General features: G+C 62.9%; 15 protein-coding genes. All 15 read right to left on the bottom strand.

What is annotated here, in order from left to right:
• Position 1 precedes the first annotated feature (1 nt).
• Positions 2 to 271, bottom strand: coding sequence for a hypothetical protein (locus tag ABIZ35_RS21370; RefSeq protein ID WP_348221957.1), 270 nt, complete (start codon positions 269 to 271; stop codon positions 2 to 4).
• A gap of 71 nt (positions 272 to 342) precedes the next feature.
• Entirely contained in the window at positions 343 to 663 is a 321-nt protein-coding gene (locus ABIZ35_RS21365; protein ID WP_348221956.1) for a hypothetical protein, read from the bottom strand.
• Complete coding sequence (locus tag ABIZ35_RS21360) at positions 660 to 842, bottom strand: hypothetical protein (RefSeq protein ID WP_348221955.1); 183 nt, start codon at positions 840 to 842, stop codon at positions 660 to 662. The genes ABIZ35_RS21365 and ABIZ35_RS21360 overlap by 4 nt, the downstream gene beginning before the upstream one ends.
• Before the next feature lie 9 nt (positions 843 to 851).
• Positions 852 to 1,382 (bottom strand): hypothetical protein, encoded by a 531-nt coding sequence (locus ABIZ35_RS21355; RefSeq protein WP_348221954.1) that lies wholly within the window; start codon positions 1,380 to 1,382, stop codon positions 852 to 854.
• 62 nt (positions 1,383 to 1,444) lie between these two features.
• Positions 1,445 to 2,980, bottom strand: a complete 1,536-nt coding sequence (locus tag ABIZ35_RS21350) for a hypothetical protein (protein ID WP_348221953.1) — start codon at positions 2,978 to 2,980, stop codon at positions 1,445 to 1,447.
• Positions 2,981 to 2,989: 9 nt separating this feature from the next.
• Positions 2,990 to 3,424 carry a hypothetical protein gene (locus ABIZ35_RS21345; protein ID WP_348221952.1) on the bottom strand — a complete coding sequence of 145 codons (435 nt, stop codon included), beginning with the start codon at positions 3,422 to 3,424 and terminating at the stop codon, positions 2,990 to 2,992.
• A gap of 82 nt (positions 3,425 to 3,506) precedes the next feature.
• Positions 3,507 to 7,067 carry a LamG-like jellyroll fold domain-containing protein gene (locus ABIZ35_RS21340; protein WP_348221951.1) on the bottom strand — a complete coding sequence of 1,187 codons (3,561 nt, stop codon included), beginning with the start codon at positions 7,065 to 7,067 and terminating at the stop codon, positions 3,507 to 3,509.
• Positions 7,064 to 8,116, bottom strand: coding sequence for a hypothetical protein (locus ABIZ35_RS21335; RefSeq protein ID WP_348221950.1), 1,053 nt, complete (start codon positions 8,114 to 8,116; stop codon positions 7,064 to 7,066). Before ABIZ35_RS21335 ends, ABIZ35_RS21340 begins: the two co-directional genes overlap by 4 nt.
• Positions 8,117 to 8,164: 48 nt before the next feature.
• Positions 8,165 to 8,899 (bottom strand): hypothetical protein, encoded by a 735-nt coding sequence (locus ABIZ35_RS21330; RefSeq protein WP_348221949.1) that lies wholly within the window; start codon positions 8,897 to 8,899, stop codon positions 8,165 to 8,167.
• Positions 8,900 to 8,907: 8 nt separating this feature from the next.
• Positions 8,908 to 13,350: a phage tail tape measure protein gene (locus ABIZ35_RS21325; protein ID WP_348221948.1), complete on the bottom strand. Its 4,443-nt coding sequence runs from the start codon at positions 13,348 to 13,350 to the stop codon at positions 8,908 to 8,910.
• Positions 13,351 to 13,353: 3 nt separating this feature from the next.
• On the bottom strand, positions 13,354 to 13,536 hold the full coding sequence (locus ABIZ35_RS21320; RefSeq protein WP_348221947.1) for a hypothetical protein: 183 nt from the start codon (positions 13,534 to 13,536) through the stop codon (positions 13,354 to 13,356).
• A 38-nt stretch (positions 13,537 to 13,574) separates the two neighbouring features.
• Positions 13,575 to 13,991 (bottom strand): hypothetical protein, encoded by a 417-nt coding sequence (locus tag ABIZ35_RS21315; protein WP_348221946.1) that lies wholly within the window; start codon positions 13,989 to 13,991, stop codon positions 13,575 to 13,577.
• A gap of 56 nt (positions 13,992 to 14,047) precedes the next feature.
• Complete coding sequence (locus ABIZ35_RS21310; protein WP_348221945.1) at positions 14,048 to 15,007, bottom strand: discoidin domain-containing protein; 960 nt, start codon at positions 15,005 to 15,007, stop codon at positions 14,048 to 14,050.
• 57 nt (positions 15,008 to 15,064) lie between these two features.
• A complete protein-coding gene (locus tag ABIZ35_RS21305) occupies positions 15,065 to 15,565 on the bottom strand; it encodes a hypothetical protein (RefSeq protein WP_348221944.1) in 501 nt (166 codons plus the stop codon).
• A gap of 3 nt (positions 15,566 to 15,568) precedes the next feature.
• Positions 15,569 to 15,795: hypothetical protein (locus ABIZ35_RS21300; protein WP_348221943.1), on the bottom strand; the 227-nt coding region annotated here is incomplete at its 5' end.

The raw sequence follows: 15,795 nt of genomic DNA, 5'->3' as shown, positions 1-15,795 counted from the left end.
CTTATTGTTTCTCCATGACGTTCGTCTCGTCGTCTTCATCCGGAACGGCGTTTACCGTCGCAGCTGCGTTGAGCGGCCTCCCAAACTGGTTCGAGAGCTTGCCGGTCAAAAATCCGAGCATCAGCGTCATCACGCCGGCGATGGTCTGTTCCTTTCCAGGAGAGGCAACCATATACAGCAGCATGGACAGGACGATGAGGCCGACACTGGCGCAGATCATGACGTAGTGGAGGCCAGGGACCGGCGATGCGTGAGGTTTCTTTGTCTTCATAGTTCTCCCGAAAAAAGAGCCGCCCTGGCAGGGACGGCGGTCGTATCGTCTGATGAGCAGCGCCGGAGGATTCAGCAGCAGCCGGGCTCTTCAATCAGAAGACAGAGGTTAACGACGTACTCGCTATCGCGGTCGTCCTGGTCCAGCGTCGAGATAGTAATCGCGCCGCTGTAGTGGCCGGCGTCGAGCGAGGTCATGTCCACCAGGTGCCAAGCGCTGACTTCCGCCGCCGGATCCGCGTCGTAACCAGTGCAGGCGGTTCCCGCTGGGATGACGTCGGCGCCGGCTTCATCCGTGAGCGCGATCGTCGCGGACAGGATCGTCAGCGTCCCCGTTTCCGCCGTCAGGATGGCCTCGACGCGCCGGCGCTCGCCTTGTGTGTATTTGATCATGTGTCAACCCGCTTTCTGACGCCGTCGCCGGCCGTGCGCCTGGTCACGCGGTCCGCGCGGACGCTGCGGCCGACGCCGTCGCCGCTGATCCGCATGGAGACGCGGGTCAGCGACGTTTCGACGCCAGGGGCGGGGCTGTCATCGGTTGGTAGGACCAGGAAGAGCAGCGCCCCAAGCATAGTTGCTCCTTACGCGGTGCCGGTCAACACGAGATTGATGAGCCCCTGCGTCTGGTCGGCGTTGGTCGCGCGGTCCGCCGCCAGCGAATCCGCCAGCGCCTGGAACTGAGCGTCCGCCGCCATGACTGTCGCGTCCACATCGTCGGTGGTCGCCGGCATGCCGACATTTGGGTTACTCACCTGATCGAGATTGTCGATCGGAGCGATGGTCACGACAAGGCCGTCCGTGTTTGGCGTGCAATACCGAACCACTACCACGGCGGTATGCGTGATCGCGTTCCCATCGGTGGCCGTCCCGGTGTAGGTTTTGTTCGCCAGGATCTGACCTGCGCGGGTCTGAGCCGCCAGGCTCGTGGCGAGTGCGGCGATCAGGCCGGGGACAGCGGGCGTCGCGGTGTCGGCTGGGGCGCTATAGTTAAGCTGGCGACCGTTCTGGACGATCTCGACACCAATGGTGCGCACATCGGAGAATTGCGCGCCGCTGTCTGAAATGATGCGCAGGTCGATCTTCACCGGGCCGGCGTTTCCTGTGAGTGTCATGTGTTTTTGCCTCCAAAGCAAATAGAGCAGTGAGAGAAGCAGAGCGGCGATAATAAGCCCGCTCATTTGTACGAGACCGTGATATCGGCCGCCGTAGTGGTTGCCGAGGTGACAATCGTCAACCCGGTCGAGAATTGAGCATCATAGACTAAGGTCGTCGGGCCGTTGAGGCCACCGAGGGTGGCGAGCTTTGTCCCGGTCCCGGTCGTGTTGTCGTAGACGATCGCCGAAGCCCCGCTGCCGGGATTGTTGATCGTGATCGATCGCAGCCTGCCCGATCCCGACTTGACCGTGGACGTGGTGTTTGTCGTGATGTTGGCGTACGTCCAGCCAGAGACGGCCGACGCCTCTGTGAAAAGCGCCGGGGTCGTGTTGGCGCTGTTGCCGATGGAGACAGTGCCCGTAACGCCGTTTGATGTCAGCACCCAGGACGAGAACGGCAGTGTGGAGAGCTCCACCGTTCCGGTCATCGTCCCGGACGTGTACGAGGTCGTTCGCCAGCGGATCATCTTGCCGATGACCGGACCGGCCCAAAGCGTATTGGTCGCGCCGCTCGACCCCGTGGATGCGCCTGTCGTTGCGGTGCTCTGGAAGCCAGGCGTCGTCATCCAGTTCACACCATCGTTGGAGGTTTGCCAGGAGATCGTTCCACTGAAGGCCGTGGATCCGATCTGGAAGGACCAGCTTTTGTAAGCGGTCGCATCCGAAACGGAAACAAGGTCCGTGTTGTTGGCGCCCGCAGAAAGACTGGCGTACTCTATTCCGCCAGACACCGAGGTGACGTTTCCGATAACGTTGACATTGACTTTGCCGCCGCTGTCCGTGGAGATCGGCCGCAGGTTGGCGCCATCGCTTCCGCCGATCAGGGTGGCGCTGGTCGGCTGCGCGCCGGCGGACGTCGCGACGGACGGATTGCTGGCCGTGATCGATCCGGAGATCGGAACGGTGCCGTTGATGTTTACCGCGCCGATCGTATTGCCGCCAGTGGCCAGCGCCGGCAGGCTGGAAACAGTAACGGACGGCGTGCCCGAAATACTCACCGTTCCGCTTACCGGCTGCGTCCCGGGGAAATTGGAAACGGATACGCTGCCGATCGCATTGGATCCTGTCGGCAGGGCTGGAAGACTGGAGACGACCACGGACCCCGTGACCGTTGTGGTAGGAGCGCTGTCCACCTGGACATGCAGATTGCTTCCCGTCGGCTGCGTGACTGTATTTGTCCACGTCCCGCTCTGTGTGACCGCCTGCGTCGCCGGGAGGTTGGAGACGGAGACAGAGCCGATCGCATTGGAGCCTGTCGGCAAGGCCGGCAAGCTGGAGACGCCGAAAGTGCTGGGGAAATTGCCGACGTTGAACGACGAGGGGAAGTTGCTCACCGTCGTAGACGACGGGAAATTCCCAATCAGCAGGCGTCCGTTCGCATCCGTGAGGAAGCCGCGCAGATACGTCCCGTCCCACCCCGCGATGTAGACAGGGTTGCCGATCGGAGCCTTGCCCGTCGCCGCTGGTCCCTGCGTTCCTTGCGCGATCGCCACCGGCGCCAGGCCGACCAGAAAGAGCGCCGCGAAGGCGATGAACCTGAAGACTTGTTTTTTCATTCGATTTCCTTATCCACCGGCGATGGTCGCCGACACTGTTCCAGCGCCTGTGTGATCGATCAGGCGCGCGCGCAGTCCTTTGATCAGCACGCCAGGGACGTGTATGATCTTGCCGCTTGGCATGGCCGGGTATGACCAGGCGGCGATCGGCACAGGATCCCAGTCCGTCCCATTGAGCGTCGCCTCCAGGACCACTTCCGCCGCTGTGAAGCCGGTGACCGTCGTCTGCATTGCGGCAGACGTCCGGAGCGTTTCGAAGAGCATCTCGTTTCCGTCTCCACTGGCGGCCACGGCGCTGAGCGAGAGCAACGGATCGTCTCCCTCGGCGAAGATGTGCTGCGCGACGATCGGCTTCCCGCCGGTCCCCGTGGCCACCTGGCGCTGCTTGATATAGTGCGTGACGCCGGTGGATGCGGCGGCAACGCCAATATTGGGATCGGGCATAAGTCCTCCTGAAGGCGGTGACAAAAAAGCCTCTCCGATCCGGAGAGGCTTTTCTGATTACTATCGCGCGGAACGATCGGTATTAGTGGAACTTGAACAGGCCAGACGCTGCGTCGTAATACATCGTCATTCCGTCCGCGAGGCCGGTTGTATCGACGTCCGCCAGGTCGCCGAGGCGATTGAGTTTCGTGAGGACCTGCGTCAGCGCCGGCTGTCCTAAAGCGTCATTGATGCCCAGGTATAGCTCATCCGCCGTCGCGCCGGCCGCGCCGAGCAGGTAGTGAGAATGGATATTCGCCGACGGCAACTCCCCGTTGTACCACGCCACTTTTTCAATCTTCCCGTTGAAATACGTGGTTGCGTTGCCCTGGCCGCCGCGCCCGATCCAGGCCCTGTTAGTGGCCGGCTGCCCGTAATAGGCGCTCGCCATCGCGGAAGCGACCAGCGAGCCGTTCATGTAGACCTTGGCCGTTCCGCCGTTAGGCACGGCGACATAGACCATGTGGTAGAGATTCCCTGCCGTCGCGACGTAGCCGGTATCCCAGTCCGCCACGTTCCAGTTTTCGAAATGGATGTGGCCATTTGTTTCGACATAGCCGGCGAATCCGTCCAGCGCGCCAAGATCCCAGAATGTTGATCTGCCGCCGCTCCAGACAAACCACATCTCGATTGTGACTGTTCCGCTGAGGGGCGTGATGCCGGTCACGTCCACGTAGCCGGAGGCGCCGTTGAACAAATAACACGGAGACGCATCCGGAAGCAGGCCGGTCTGATTGATCGTCACGCCGCCAGCGATCACGCCATTGACAGATCCCGCCGCGTCCACGGCCGTACTGCCGGAGCTCTCATCGAGCGGCCAGTAGTTGGAGAGCAGGCTTTCGGCCAGAATCGTCGGGTCATAACTGCTCGCCGCATATTCGCGCTGGTAGAGCCTGGCGCGCGTCGCGCTCGACGGAACAGGCAGGATGGTCACCTCCGCGATGGCGGCGCCGACCGCAGCCTCGTCTCGGAATTTGAGAAGATCGTCGACGGCGTCATAGTACGGGATCTGTCCGTCAGAACGCCCGGTGATATCCACGTCGGTTAGCGCGTCAAACTCGGAAACGCCTCCGGTTTCCATGGCCACCAGGCGATCGTTCAGGGTCGGGGAAGCCCCGCGCGCCGCCGCCACTTCGTCCACAACCCCATCCCACGCCGTACGCTCCGCTGCGAGCACGTGGGGGCCGTCCGCCGGCGCATAGTCATCGTGGAGCGTCGCATCCGTGATCGTCCGCGGACTGGCGCCCCACGTCGCTGGGACAGGCGTTGAAACACCTCCCCCGGATCCCGACGAGCTCACGGAGCCGGATCCCGATCCGGAGCCGCTGCTGGCCTCCCGCGCCTTCAGCAGCTTGGCGAGTGTCGGCGCTTCCGCCGACAGCTCCAGCGAGATCGAGAGCGCTCCCCTGCCCCAGCGGTATTCCACGCGCGCCGGCCACTCCTGGATGTCCGGGCCGGACAGGCCGGAGATCCGGACCTGCTTGCCGTCGCCAGGCGCTGGCTCCAGGAAGTGTTCATGCGTCAGCTCGACGCGGCTGCGCAGCACTGGGACGGCGCTGCGCTCCAGCTGCGCCTTGGCCCAGGCGCGCGCGTCGTCATTCCAGACGACGATGTCCTCATTCGAGACAACGCTCTCCCGCCGGCCGTACGTCTCAAAGGAATCGTACGCCGGCGTATCCGGATCGCAGACGCCCTCGGCGGTGACGTAGAGTTCGAACGCCTCGCCGCGCAGAAACTCTTCTCCCGCCGCGCTGTCCCGCAGGCTGACGCAGTCGATGTCGTACACGCCGGATGCGCCGAAGGTCGGCTGGAGCGTCGCCGTCGAGCCGTCGCCGTGCGTGGTCATTTCAATGGCGAACTTCGTCCACTCGCCGTCATTCGTCACGTCAAAGTCGGCGTGCGTCGCCTGCGTCTGGTGGCCGTCCCCGGCCCATTCTTTGTATTCCAGGCGGATCTGGCCATCGGCAGTATTGAGGCCGGGAGCCATGCGCACCCACGCTTCGCCGCGCAGCCCCTGCTGACCGGTCACGCGCGCGTGGTAGCCCTGCCCGCCGCTATTGTCGCCGGGGAACGGCGCGAGCGCGGGACGATCGTCCATGCCGGCGATCAGCGACATGCGCAGGCCATAGACGCCGTCCTTAGCGGCCGCGCGGCAGGCCCAATCGATCCATACGAATTGATTGGCCGGGCTGCCGGGGTTCTGCACGTGCGTGCTCCACCCCAGCTGCCCCAGCTGGCCCGCCGCCGCGAAGATGACGTCGTCGATCAGCAGGCCATGCTGGCCGCTGCCATTGTCGGACGTGACGCGAACGCGGACCTTCGTAATGGTCGGATCCTGAAACGTCACGCTCACGGATACCGCGTCGCCGGCGAGAACGGTCGATCCCTGCCCACCGGACCAGGCCGTTGAGGGCGGAGCGATCGGGAGCGTCGTTGTCTCGATAACCGTTCCGCCGGCGTCGCGGCCTTCGAGGATCAGCGATCCGGTATTGGCGTACTCGCCGCTTTCTCGGGAGCAGAATAGCGAGGCGTTATACTGCACGCCAGGCGTGACCGCCGCCTCCTGCCAGATCTCCTCCGTCCCGCTGTCGAGGATCGCGTAGTATTCGCCGGAGTGCGCCGAGGCGTTGTGGTGCGTTTCGGCGTTGTACTTCTCCCGCGAGGCGCCGCCGTCATAGTTCCATCCGCCGGCGTCCTCAAACGATCCATTCGCCAGCAGGCTCCCCGTCGCCGCCGTGGGAACGGTGAGGATCTCAAAGCTGGGATTCGTGAGCAGCTGCGGCGTCTTGCTTTTTCCGCCCTGCAGCAGCATCGCATTGTAGATATTGCTATGATCCGCCGGCGAGCTGATCACGCGGACCCGGTCGCCGACAAACCACTGCGCGCCGACGGTCGTCACTCGCGGACGCAGATAGAACCGGTCCAGATGCGTCGCTGGATCGATGTCCCAGCCCCACACGGCGTTCCGGCTCGCCTGGTCCTGTAATTTGTCCATCGCGGCGCGCGCCGTCGAATTGTCGAGCGTCAGCGTTTCCAGGAATACGCCGGTTGAACGGATGTCTCGTACGAAGGTCAGCCCGGGCCGGCGTGCGGCGTAATCGTCAGCGATTTCGGCCGCGAAATCTTTGAGGTCGGCGCCGCCGGGATGAACGATGAGCTTTTGCAGCAGGACCCAGTTCATATCGGACATGAGCCCGTAGCAAGTGAGCTGCCATCGCTCTTTGAGATCCAGGCTCGGTTCCGGGATCGAGATCTGCGCGCGGCCGCGCAGCGTCTCCGTGGCGTCCGAGTTGCGCGCCCAGATCTCGACGATGTCCCCGCCGATCACGCCAAGGTCCGCGTCGTAGGGCCGCGCCAGCGTGATGTTGACCTGGCCCAAACCTCCCGCCTCCAGCATCTCGTACGTCAGATCCAGGATAGCGTCCGGATTGACGGCCAGGCGCTTCCCAGTGGCCGCGCTAAAGAAGCGCGGCTCGATGTCGAACGGGAGCTGCGTATCGTCCGGAAGCGCGATCGCGTATTCCACGCCGATCGCCGTGACCCGGGAGGCGCTCGGCTCCGTCGCCGCCAGCTCCGCGCCGGCGAATGTGACGCGTGCGCTCATGACGCCTCCTTGACACCGATTTGAAGCGTCTCCAGCGCCGAAGAGGACCAGGCGCTGCCCGTGATCGGATTGCGACCGTAAGACGTGCGGATCGTCTCGTAATCGTCCGTGAGATCGACCGGGTCGGCGGCGCTGTCAAGCGTTCCGTTACTGACCATGGGAGCGATGGCGGCGGCGTCCACGGCGTCTTTACGGGCGACGATCCGGGTCTGGATAGCCAGGATGTCCCCCACCGTGCTCGGCGGCGGCGTCAGCGCCACCAGGCAGACCTGATCCGCCGTGTCCGAAACAACGTACGAGGTGTCGCCGTCGGCCGTGGCCAGGCACTGCCACGCGCTGGCGGCGCCGCTGAGGCACCAGGCGGCGGTGTGCCCGTTCGCGCTCCCGGTTTGGGCGCGCACGCCCACGTCCGGCCAGAGCGCGTTGTTCTCGTCGCCGCTCTCGTCGTTGCGCCAGTAGTCGTCGAAGCTATGCCAGTTCTGATCTCCGCCCGGGCCGACCAGCTCCAGCTGGTTCGCCGGCGCGGCCCCGGATCCGAGGTTCGCGGTCTGGACGCCTGCCTCGCTGATCCGGAGCGTTCGTCCGACATAGACGTCGATCGCGCCGGCGCTGTTGTGGGGCGTGATGTCGATCCGCAGCGATCGCCAGGTGGACAGCTTGATCGTGCCCGCCGGCGTCGGGATCCCGATCGCGACAAACGATTCCGGGTCGGAGGGGCTGGAGAGGTAGCCCGCCTGCAAACGGCCGACGCTGTCGTACCAGAGGCCGCAGAGATACTGCCCCGCATCGGCCAGTGCGACAATCTGGACACGGCCAGAGGGCGGGAGCACGTTGGTGCGAAACGCGAACCCGAAAAATAACCGCGCGCAGCTGTCCATGTTGCGGTGCAATCGTCCTGGTGTCTGAACGAAATTGTTATTCCACCCGATCTTGAGACAGTTGCCGGAGCGCCCCGTCGCGTCGATCGTCACATGATCGCTGTTGACAACCCACTCGCTGGCGATCTCACCATCGCCGTACAACTCGAATCCATCAATGTCTTTGTTCATGGGAAGCTTTCGGCGGGAATGATATTCCGCGCGGAATAAAAATGCAGATTAGTACTGGCGCGGCGTGTAGGCGCATGTCAGCGAGGAGACGCTGACGATGTGGGTGGTCAGGGCGATGTCGTTGTCGCCGGCCGCGAGGCTTGGGATCCGTCCGCCCATCAGTCCGAAGTCGGCCACGCCGTTGATGGCCACGGTGTAGGCGGCCCGGTCGATGTCGATGACGTCGCCGTCCGCGAATGTTCCCGTCAGCGTCGCCGTCTCGCCCGTCAGCGTGTTCGCCAGGCGGATCCAGCCCGCGCCGCCGGTGTCCACCGTGATCGACCAGGTCGGCGCGCAGGGAGCGCCGTCATAGCTGATCGTTCCGCCGGCGGGATCGAGGTCCGGCGACGAGGACGCCGCCGCGCACCAGGCCGGATCCGGAGCGCGGAACGTGATCGCGATGGATGTGACCGTTCCGTACAGCAGCCCGTCCTGGTGATCCTCCGTCCAGCCTTCGGCCTGCGCCATCACGTACTGATCATCGCGGCCGTGGTAGAGACGGACCAGGCGTCCCGGCGCGCAGGCGGCGCGCATTGCTGCGTACGTTGCCTGAAGGTCGTCTGGGGTGTCGCCGGCGATCTCCCCTTTGACAGAGAGCGATCGGCTTTTTTGCCGGCCGACCTGCGTGATCGATCCGTCGCCGCGGGGCCGTTCTTGTTCCGCAATGTCCACCGGCGCCTCTCCCGACGCCGGTCGCATCGTCGTCGGGAATTCGTAGTCGCCGTATTTTAGCAGGTAGGCCATGATTTTCCCTATGCCACCGCGAGACGCTTCTGGATCATCCAGCCGGCGTTATCGTGCATCTGGTCCACGTCGTCAATCCCGTGAATGTCGCCGTAGTGATTGACACTGATGTGGTTGACGGTACCTCCTCCGCCTGAAGCGGCACCGCCGCTGGAGACGCCGGGGAGCGCCAGGCGGGAGCGATCGGGGGCGAACTTGCCGAGGCCTGCGCCCTGGACCATGCCCTTAGGTATGACGAACTCTCCCGGGGTCAGAAGCGCCGGAACGCTGTCTGAGTTGCCGGTACCGGGAACCACGCCGCCTTTCGAAAAGCCGATCATTGCGCCCAGCCCCATTCCGAGTTCCGCCCCCATTCCTACGCCGACGCCGCCGAGGAATGACCCAGCCACGCCGCCAATGATCCCGCCGAGGATCGAGCCGCGCTGTTTCTTTTTGCCCATGGCGCCCATGGCCGCGAACGCGCCATAAATGCCGGCGATGTTCGCGGCCATGCTGAGGTTGAAGGATTTGAAGAGCTTGGAGAACTGCCCAAGCAATCCGGTCGCGCCGCTCTTCGTCTGGCCGCTCTTATTCTCGCCGAGCAGCTGAAGCGTCGCCCATTTGGTGACCATCGCCCCCACGGCCTGCGCAAAGGCGGATTTGATCCCCTGTAGCAGGTCGGTGAAGAAGCCTTTGAAGCCCCGCCAATGCTCGATCGAGCCCGCGACGGCGGATCCCATCGCGCCGGCAATCCCGCGAACTGTATTCCGCCAGACGTTCATCACATCGTCAGTGGCCGTCTGGCTGATCTCTACAATCTGTTCATTGTAGGCCCGCCACTGAGCGGTACCCTCTACGCATGTCGCCCGCTGCGCCTTCAGGTATTCCAGCAATAGCTTCAGCGAGATTTGATGGGTGCGGTAGAGGTAAGCTTGCTTTTCGTCCTCCGTTTGGCGAACATCGTCTGCCTGCTGCTGATCGATTGCCTGAAGACGTCGAGCGAGCAGAGCGTTGACAGATTCCGTGGATCCGCCATTTTTAATCTGATCGTCCGCTTCGTCCTTCGCCTGCTGTTTCAGTCCAGCATAGTAATCCGCGTCTACGATGCCTTGCCGCGCCATGGACTGATGATGGAACTCTGCGGTCTGCGCGTCGAGCTGCTGCGCATAGTCTGCCTGCTCTTTGCGGATCCGCGCGAGCTGCTGCTTAACGCGCTCGGCGATCGCATTTTCGTCGACACCGGCGCCGCGCTGCTGGCCAGCCTCGCGGAAGACGTTGTCGCGCTGAACGTCGAACTGATTGTGGGAGCCGTCGTAGGTTTGCTTTTTGACGTCGCCAGTGGCCAGCATCGCAGGAATGTCCAGCGACGTGATCATTTCCGTCAGGCCCAGCGAGAAGCCGCCCAGCGCGCCTGGGATACCCTTGAGATACTTGTTGGCGTTCTCGTTATTGGCGTGAGCATTCGCTTTGACTGCGGCCTTTTTCTTCGCTGCGTCTTTCGTCGCTTGGCGGCGCTTATGCCCAGCCTTCAACGCTTCGGCGTCTTTGCGATCCTCCTCAGCTTCGTCTCCGTCGATCCGAGCCAAAACGGCAACGTAGAGTTGGTGCGCCTTTTTCTTTGCGGAGCTTGGGAGGTCAGGATCGTTCTTTTGCTCCAAGTACTCCTGCAACGCTTTATGGCGTTGCGTCTGGAATTTGCTATGCGTCTCGGCATACAGGTCGTCATCGATCTGCTGGACGCTCTTCTTTGTGTCGTCAGACGCCGATCCAGCAGCCGATCCGCTCCCCGTAGGCGCGCCTGGCATAAACGCGTAGTACTTTCCTTTGTGCAGTCCATTCGATCCGTACGCTATCTGAGATAACGAACGATCGCCTCGGTAATGCCTGCCTCGCATTCCATAGGTCGTAGACTCCATGATTCCCTGACGACCGTTTTGTATTCCGCCGGCAACACCGAAATGTTCGGTGGGGTCACCGCCAATATTCTTCATGCCCTGCTTGCCAGGGAAGAACACGATTGCGCCAGGCGGTAAAAACCCATTCGCGTCTGCTTTAATCAGCTTCCCGTTTTTGTAGGCGTCCTTCGTGAGCGAAGTGGCCGTTCCTGCAATTCCTGCTTTCCTGAGCGCCTGCGTGACAGCGGCTCCGCATTCTACGCCTGTCCGTTCGCCAATATGCTTAGCCATCGCGGCCGCTAGCGGGCTGCCGCCGGACAGCGCATCGAGCGGCGCCTGCTTATCGGTCGAGCGGAGGGATTTGGTATTGTTGACACGGTCCCTCGCCAGCGCCTTGTTGCGGGCCTCCAGCTTGGCGAGATCTGCTTGATCCTGTCCCCGGCTTCGTCCCCGGCCACCGCCGGCAAGTCCGCCGCCACCATAGTGGGTGCTGCGATCATACAGGCGCTTGCGGATCTCCTGCGCCTTGCGCCGGTTCTCCGCTTCTTCCACCATGGCATTATTGATATGCTGCTGAAGGCTCGCTCGCGTGTTCCCTAGCTGGGTCAACGACGCTGCATTCTTCTCCTGTGCATCGGCGCTGGCTCCAAGCGCTGCGATGTTCTTTCGAAGCATCGCGATCTGATCGGCGTGAAGTTTCGTGACGTCTGCTTGTGCGTACCCACCCCTGCCGCCGATCTTGGCGCGCGTGACATCGTCCGAAACAATCCCGCCCGCGCCAGGGCGCCGAATGATGATTGCCCCAGGATCGGCGTTTAGTTTATCTAGCAGCCCCTGCTGGCGAGCGGCTTCGTCCCGGCTTTGCTGCGCCTGATTCGTGATATTCGTCTTGACGTCGGGCGTGTTCACCGCGTCCTTCAGCGCCTTTTGCCCAGCCGCAAATTTCGCCTGTGCATCCGAGGACTGATCGAATGCGTTCTTGATCAGCAGGATCGCAGCGACAACACCGGCGATCGCCACCATCCACGGCATTCCGATTGCAAACGCCGCAACACCAGCCGCTGCCGTTTCACCCTCGGCCACCGCCACCAGGCCGAGCGCGATCTTCGCCTCGCCCATGAACTTTTTCAGTTCGATGAAACCCTTCACGGCAAGCGCCGTCGCGGCCGTCACGCCGGCGATGCCCGTGACAGCATCTCGCGTTCCTGGAGACATCCCACGGAATGCGTCGATCGCTTGCTTCACCAGTGTCGTCGCGTCGCGAAGCGCAGGCGCTAGGGTTTCCCCAATTTCCAGCCCCAGCGCGTGAACATCCTGCACCGCCTTGTCCCAAGTAGCCCCAGACCCCGCCATGATCCGATCATTGGCCGCCATCATCGCGCCGGCTCCGTCGCCGGCATGCGTCATGTTCCCCATCTCGGCTGCAAAATCTTTGCCGGCGTTCTTCCCACTGGACAGGAAGGCAATTAGCGACTGGAGGTTCGGGAACAACTTCGCGAGGCTCTCCTCGTGGCCTTTGGTTTTGGCGATGACTTCCTCAAACGATCCGCTCAGCCCCACCGCCTTCATGTGCGCCATGCCGTACTTGATGCCGAGGTTGTCCATCTCCTTGGCGGCTTCAGCGCTCGGCTTCAGCATCTGCTGGATATACTGCGACAGATACTCCGTGCTTTGGCCGGCGCTGACGCCGCCTTTGGTCATGACGACCAGCGCCGCCCCCAGCTCCTGGAGCGTGACGCCGGCGGGCGCGGCGATCGCCATGATCGGGCCCAGCGACGCCGCGAGCTGGGGGAACAGAATGTTCCCGTCGGCGACGGTCTGAAACAGCACGTCCATCGCCTGCTTCGCCGAAGTGACGCCGCCGATACCGCTGTTGAGAACGGACATGAGGACGCCGCTGGCCGTGGCCGTGTCGGTCATACCCGCCGTCGCGCCCTTGGCGGAGACGGCGAGGATGTCCATCGCCTGCGCGCCCTTAAAGCCGTTCCCATAAACCCCCACCAAGCCCTCGGCGAGATCCTCGGGCGTCTGTGTGATCGACTTGTCGTCGGTCAGCTTAATGACCGAGGCGCGCAGATCCTTGAAGCCCTGTTCGGACGTCTGAGCCATGGTGTCGACGAGCCGCAGCGACCTGTCGAAATCCATCGCCCCTTTGGCGGCGATGCCGAGGCCCGCCGCGACGGCCGCGCCGGCGACGGCGCCCCGATCGGCGAGCTTCTCCAGCGCGTCGCCCTTGCTCATCTTCTGCATGTCGGCGGCGATCGACGACGAAGCCTTCTTCACTTTGCCGCTCAGATCGTCGAAGCCCTTGCCCGCCCGCTGCGTGCTGGTCACGGTTTTCTTAGCGCCCGCTTCGACGGCGTCCGCTGCCTCGCCCGTCGATCCTTTGATCGCGGATGTTGTCTTGCGGACACTGGCGGACGCGCCGGCCATCGCCTCTTTGATCGTGCCGGACAGCTCCCGCATCACGGCGGAGATTTCTTTCATCGCCGCCCGGATCTCCGTGCGGTCCTGGTCCAGACCGGCAAGGTTCAGCTCCACGTTTGTGGAGATCGTTCCGAGGCCAACATTGCTCATGGGTTAAGGTTCCGGGTCAGGCAAAACAATAGCGCCCCGTGCTGCAACACGGCGCGCTTCGTCTGGGGTCAGGTGGTGATCGAGAGTATCCGGCGGCGGCGTCGCCTTCGCGCCCTTGGGAGGCTCGCTGAACGCGTCCACGTACGGGAACTCATCCATCAGGCTATAGATCGCCGGGAGAGGCATGCGGCCGGCGCGGCGCAGGTCCTGATTGCATCGGATGACTAGGAAGGCGACGAGGCGCTTGTACGTCCCGCCGCCGGCTGCTTTTTTGCCGGTGTTTTCTTTGCTGGTCCTTCGCTGATCAGTCCGCTGATGATCAGGCATTCGCGGACGAACTTGGCGACCGATCCGTCGGCAAACATCTTCAGGGTGACCATTTTGCCGGCCTGATCTTCCGTCATCTGGTAATCGCAGAGATCGCGCTTCTCAGTCGTCAAAGATAGATCCGCCTTGCGCATAAAGATCCAGAGCAGAAATTTCAGCTCCTCGATCGACGTCGCCTGAATGTTATCAACGTCGCCCTGCCGCTGTTCGATCAGCACCAGATCGTTGAGATTGATGGGCTCGACCATGTATGTCTTGCCGCCCAGTGTGAGCGGCTGGGGCGCGCCCAGCGCGTCCGTCAGTTCCGTTGACATGATTTTCCTTCCGTATTCCGCGCGGAATATAAAAACTCTTCACTCCTCAGCGCCGGTTAGGCCGGCGTCGGGTAGCTGACGGTATAAACGATCCCGTCTTCGTCTGGATACGCCTCCAGCGTCACGCTCTGCATCGCGAAATCCTCATTCTTGAACGGGATCTGGACGCCAGGCGCGACGACGTTGCCATAGGTGTAAATGATGTCGTTTCCGTCCGTGTCCTGAGCCGTGAACACCGCCGCGAACCGGGGCAGGCTGACGACGCGGCCGACCGATACAGTCAGCGTGGTGGCTCCGCCGACCGTGTTCGATGTCAGGGCGCCGCCGGTGATCAGTTGCAGCGTGTCGGCGCTGATCACCGCCGATTCCACCTTCAGCGTCGCCTCGCCGCCGTAGAACCCGACCGCGACCGGAAACCGGCTGACCGATGATGGGCCAAAGAGCTTTTTCTCCTGCGTCTTGTGCTCGACCGAAGTTGTTTGCAAAACAGCGAACTCCAGCCCCGCCACCGGGATAAACCGGGCCGTGGTCTGGACCGCGATGTCTCCCAGGCTCCACGCCTGCGCCGCTGCTGGGAAGATGTAGAGGTATCGCCCCTCGGGCGCCGCAGCGCCGCTGAGAAACGTGACCGAGCCGGCCACAACCGGATACGCCGGCGCGGGCGTGGCCGTCAGTCCCACCGCGCCGCCGACGCCGTCGACCGGGGGCGCGCCGTTCGAGAGCGTGTTCTTGACGACGGCGGAGAGCGCTGCGACCGAAGAGACGCCGGTGACAACGACCTTCGAGACGATCCGGGAGACTCCCAGGTCAATAACGATATACTGATAGTTCGTCCCGTCACTGGAGGCGAAATCGACGAGCGTCGCGGGGTTGCCGTCCACGGCGTTGGCGACCGGGTTGACGATCGCCGCCCCGGCCCCCACCTGACGCCGTGAGGCGGTCAGCAGCGCCTGCGAGAGCGTGCGCCCTTTCACCTTGGCGTAGAGCGTGCCGGTTTCGAAAATAGCCGTGCTCAATGTGAGTACTCCTTTGCCGGTATCCTCGGTGGACGCCGGCAGGGTCAACGCCGAGGATTAGACAGGCGTGACGAACGAGGTGTCCATCACGATGCCATCCGTACCAGGCAGGCCGTCGAAGTCCAGCGAAACGCTGGCGTGGTCGTCGAGCTTGAGGGAAATCGGCAAGGCCAGTGCGTAGCACTTATAGAGGGTGATAATCCCCGTATTGCCATCCACGTCCTGGCCTTCGAATTCGAGTTTCGAAAACAGGGGCTTGCTCAGCTTGCCGATCGTGTACTTGTCACGACCGCCCGCCGTCGTTTTGCTCGCGCCGGCGACGCGGGTGAAGAGGTCCGGTTTGATGTCGTTGGTTTCCGCCTTGAACTTCACGGCGCCGCCGTAGAAGGACGTAACCACGGCAAACAGGGAAATGCTCGACGCCTCCATCAGTTTCTTTTCCTGGTAGCTGACGCTGAGTTCCCCGCTCTGGACGGTGGCGATCAAGTGGTCAACATCGGTCAGTATAGCGCCGACCGGACCGAGCCGAAGTTTGCCGGTCGAGAAGAAAATATTCATCGATCATCCTTTCGAGATGCGAAGCCGGAAGCGGCAGAGGCCGAACCAGGCGTTAAGTTTATCGTCGTAATTGTCCGAACTGGACATGATGCGCGCCGATTGGTAGATCCGCCCGGCTGAGAGAGTGAGCGCCTGGCCGTCAAACAGCGCGTCCAGGCGCGCGAGGATGGCCTCAATGTCGGCGCTGTCGGGTTTCTGGCTCCACGCCTCGATCTGGAGGTATTCATCCT

Source organism: Capsulimonas sp. (genome assembly GCF_039929585.1).
In the GTDB taxonomy this organism is placed as follows: domain Bacteria; phylum Armatimonadota; class Armatimonadia; order Armatimonadales; family Capsulimonadaceae; genus Capsulimonas.
The sequence above is the reverse complement of the archived record's forward strand: the minus strand, read 5'-3'. Positions and strand labels throughout refer to the sequence as shown.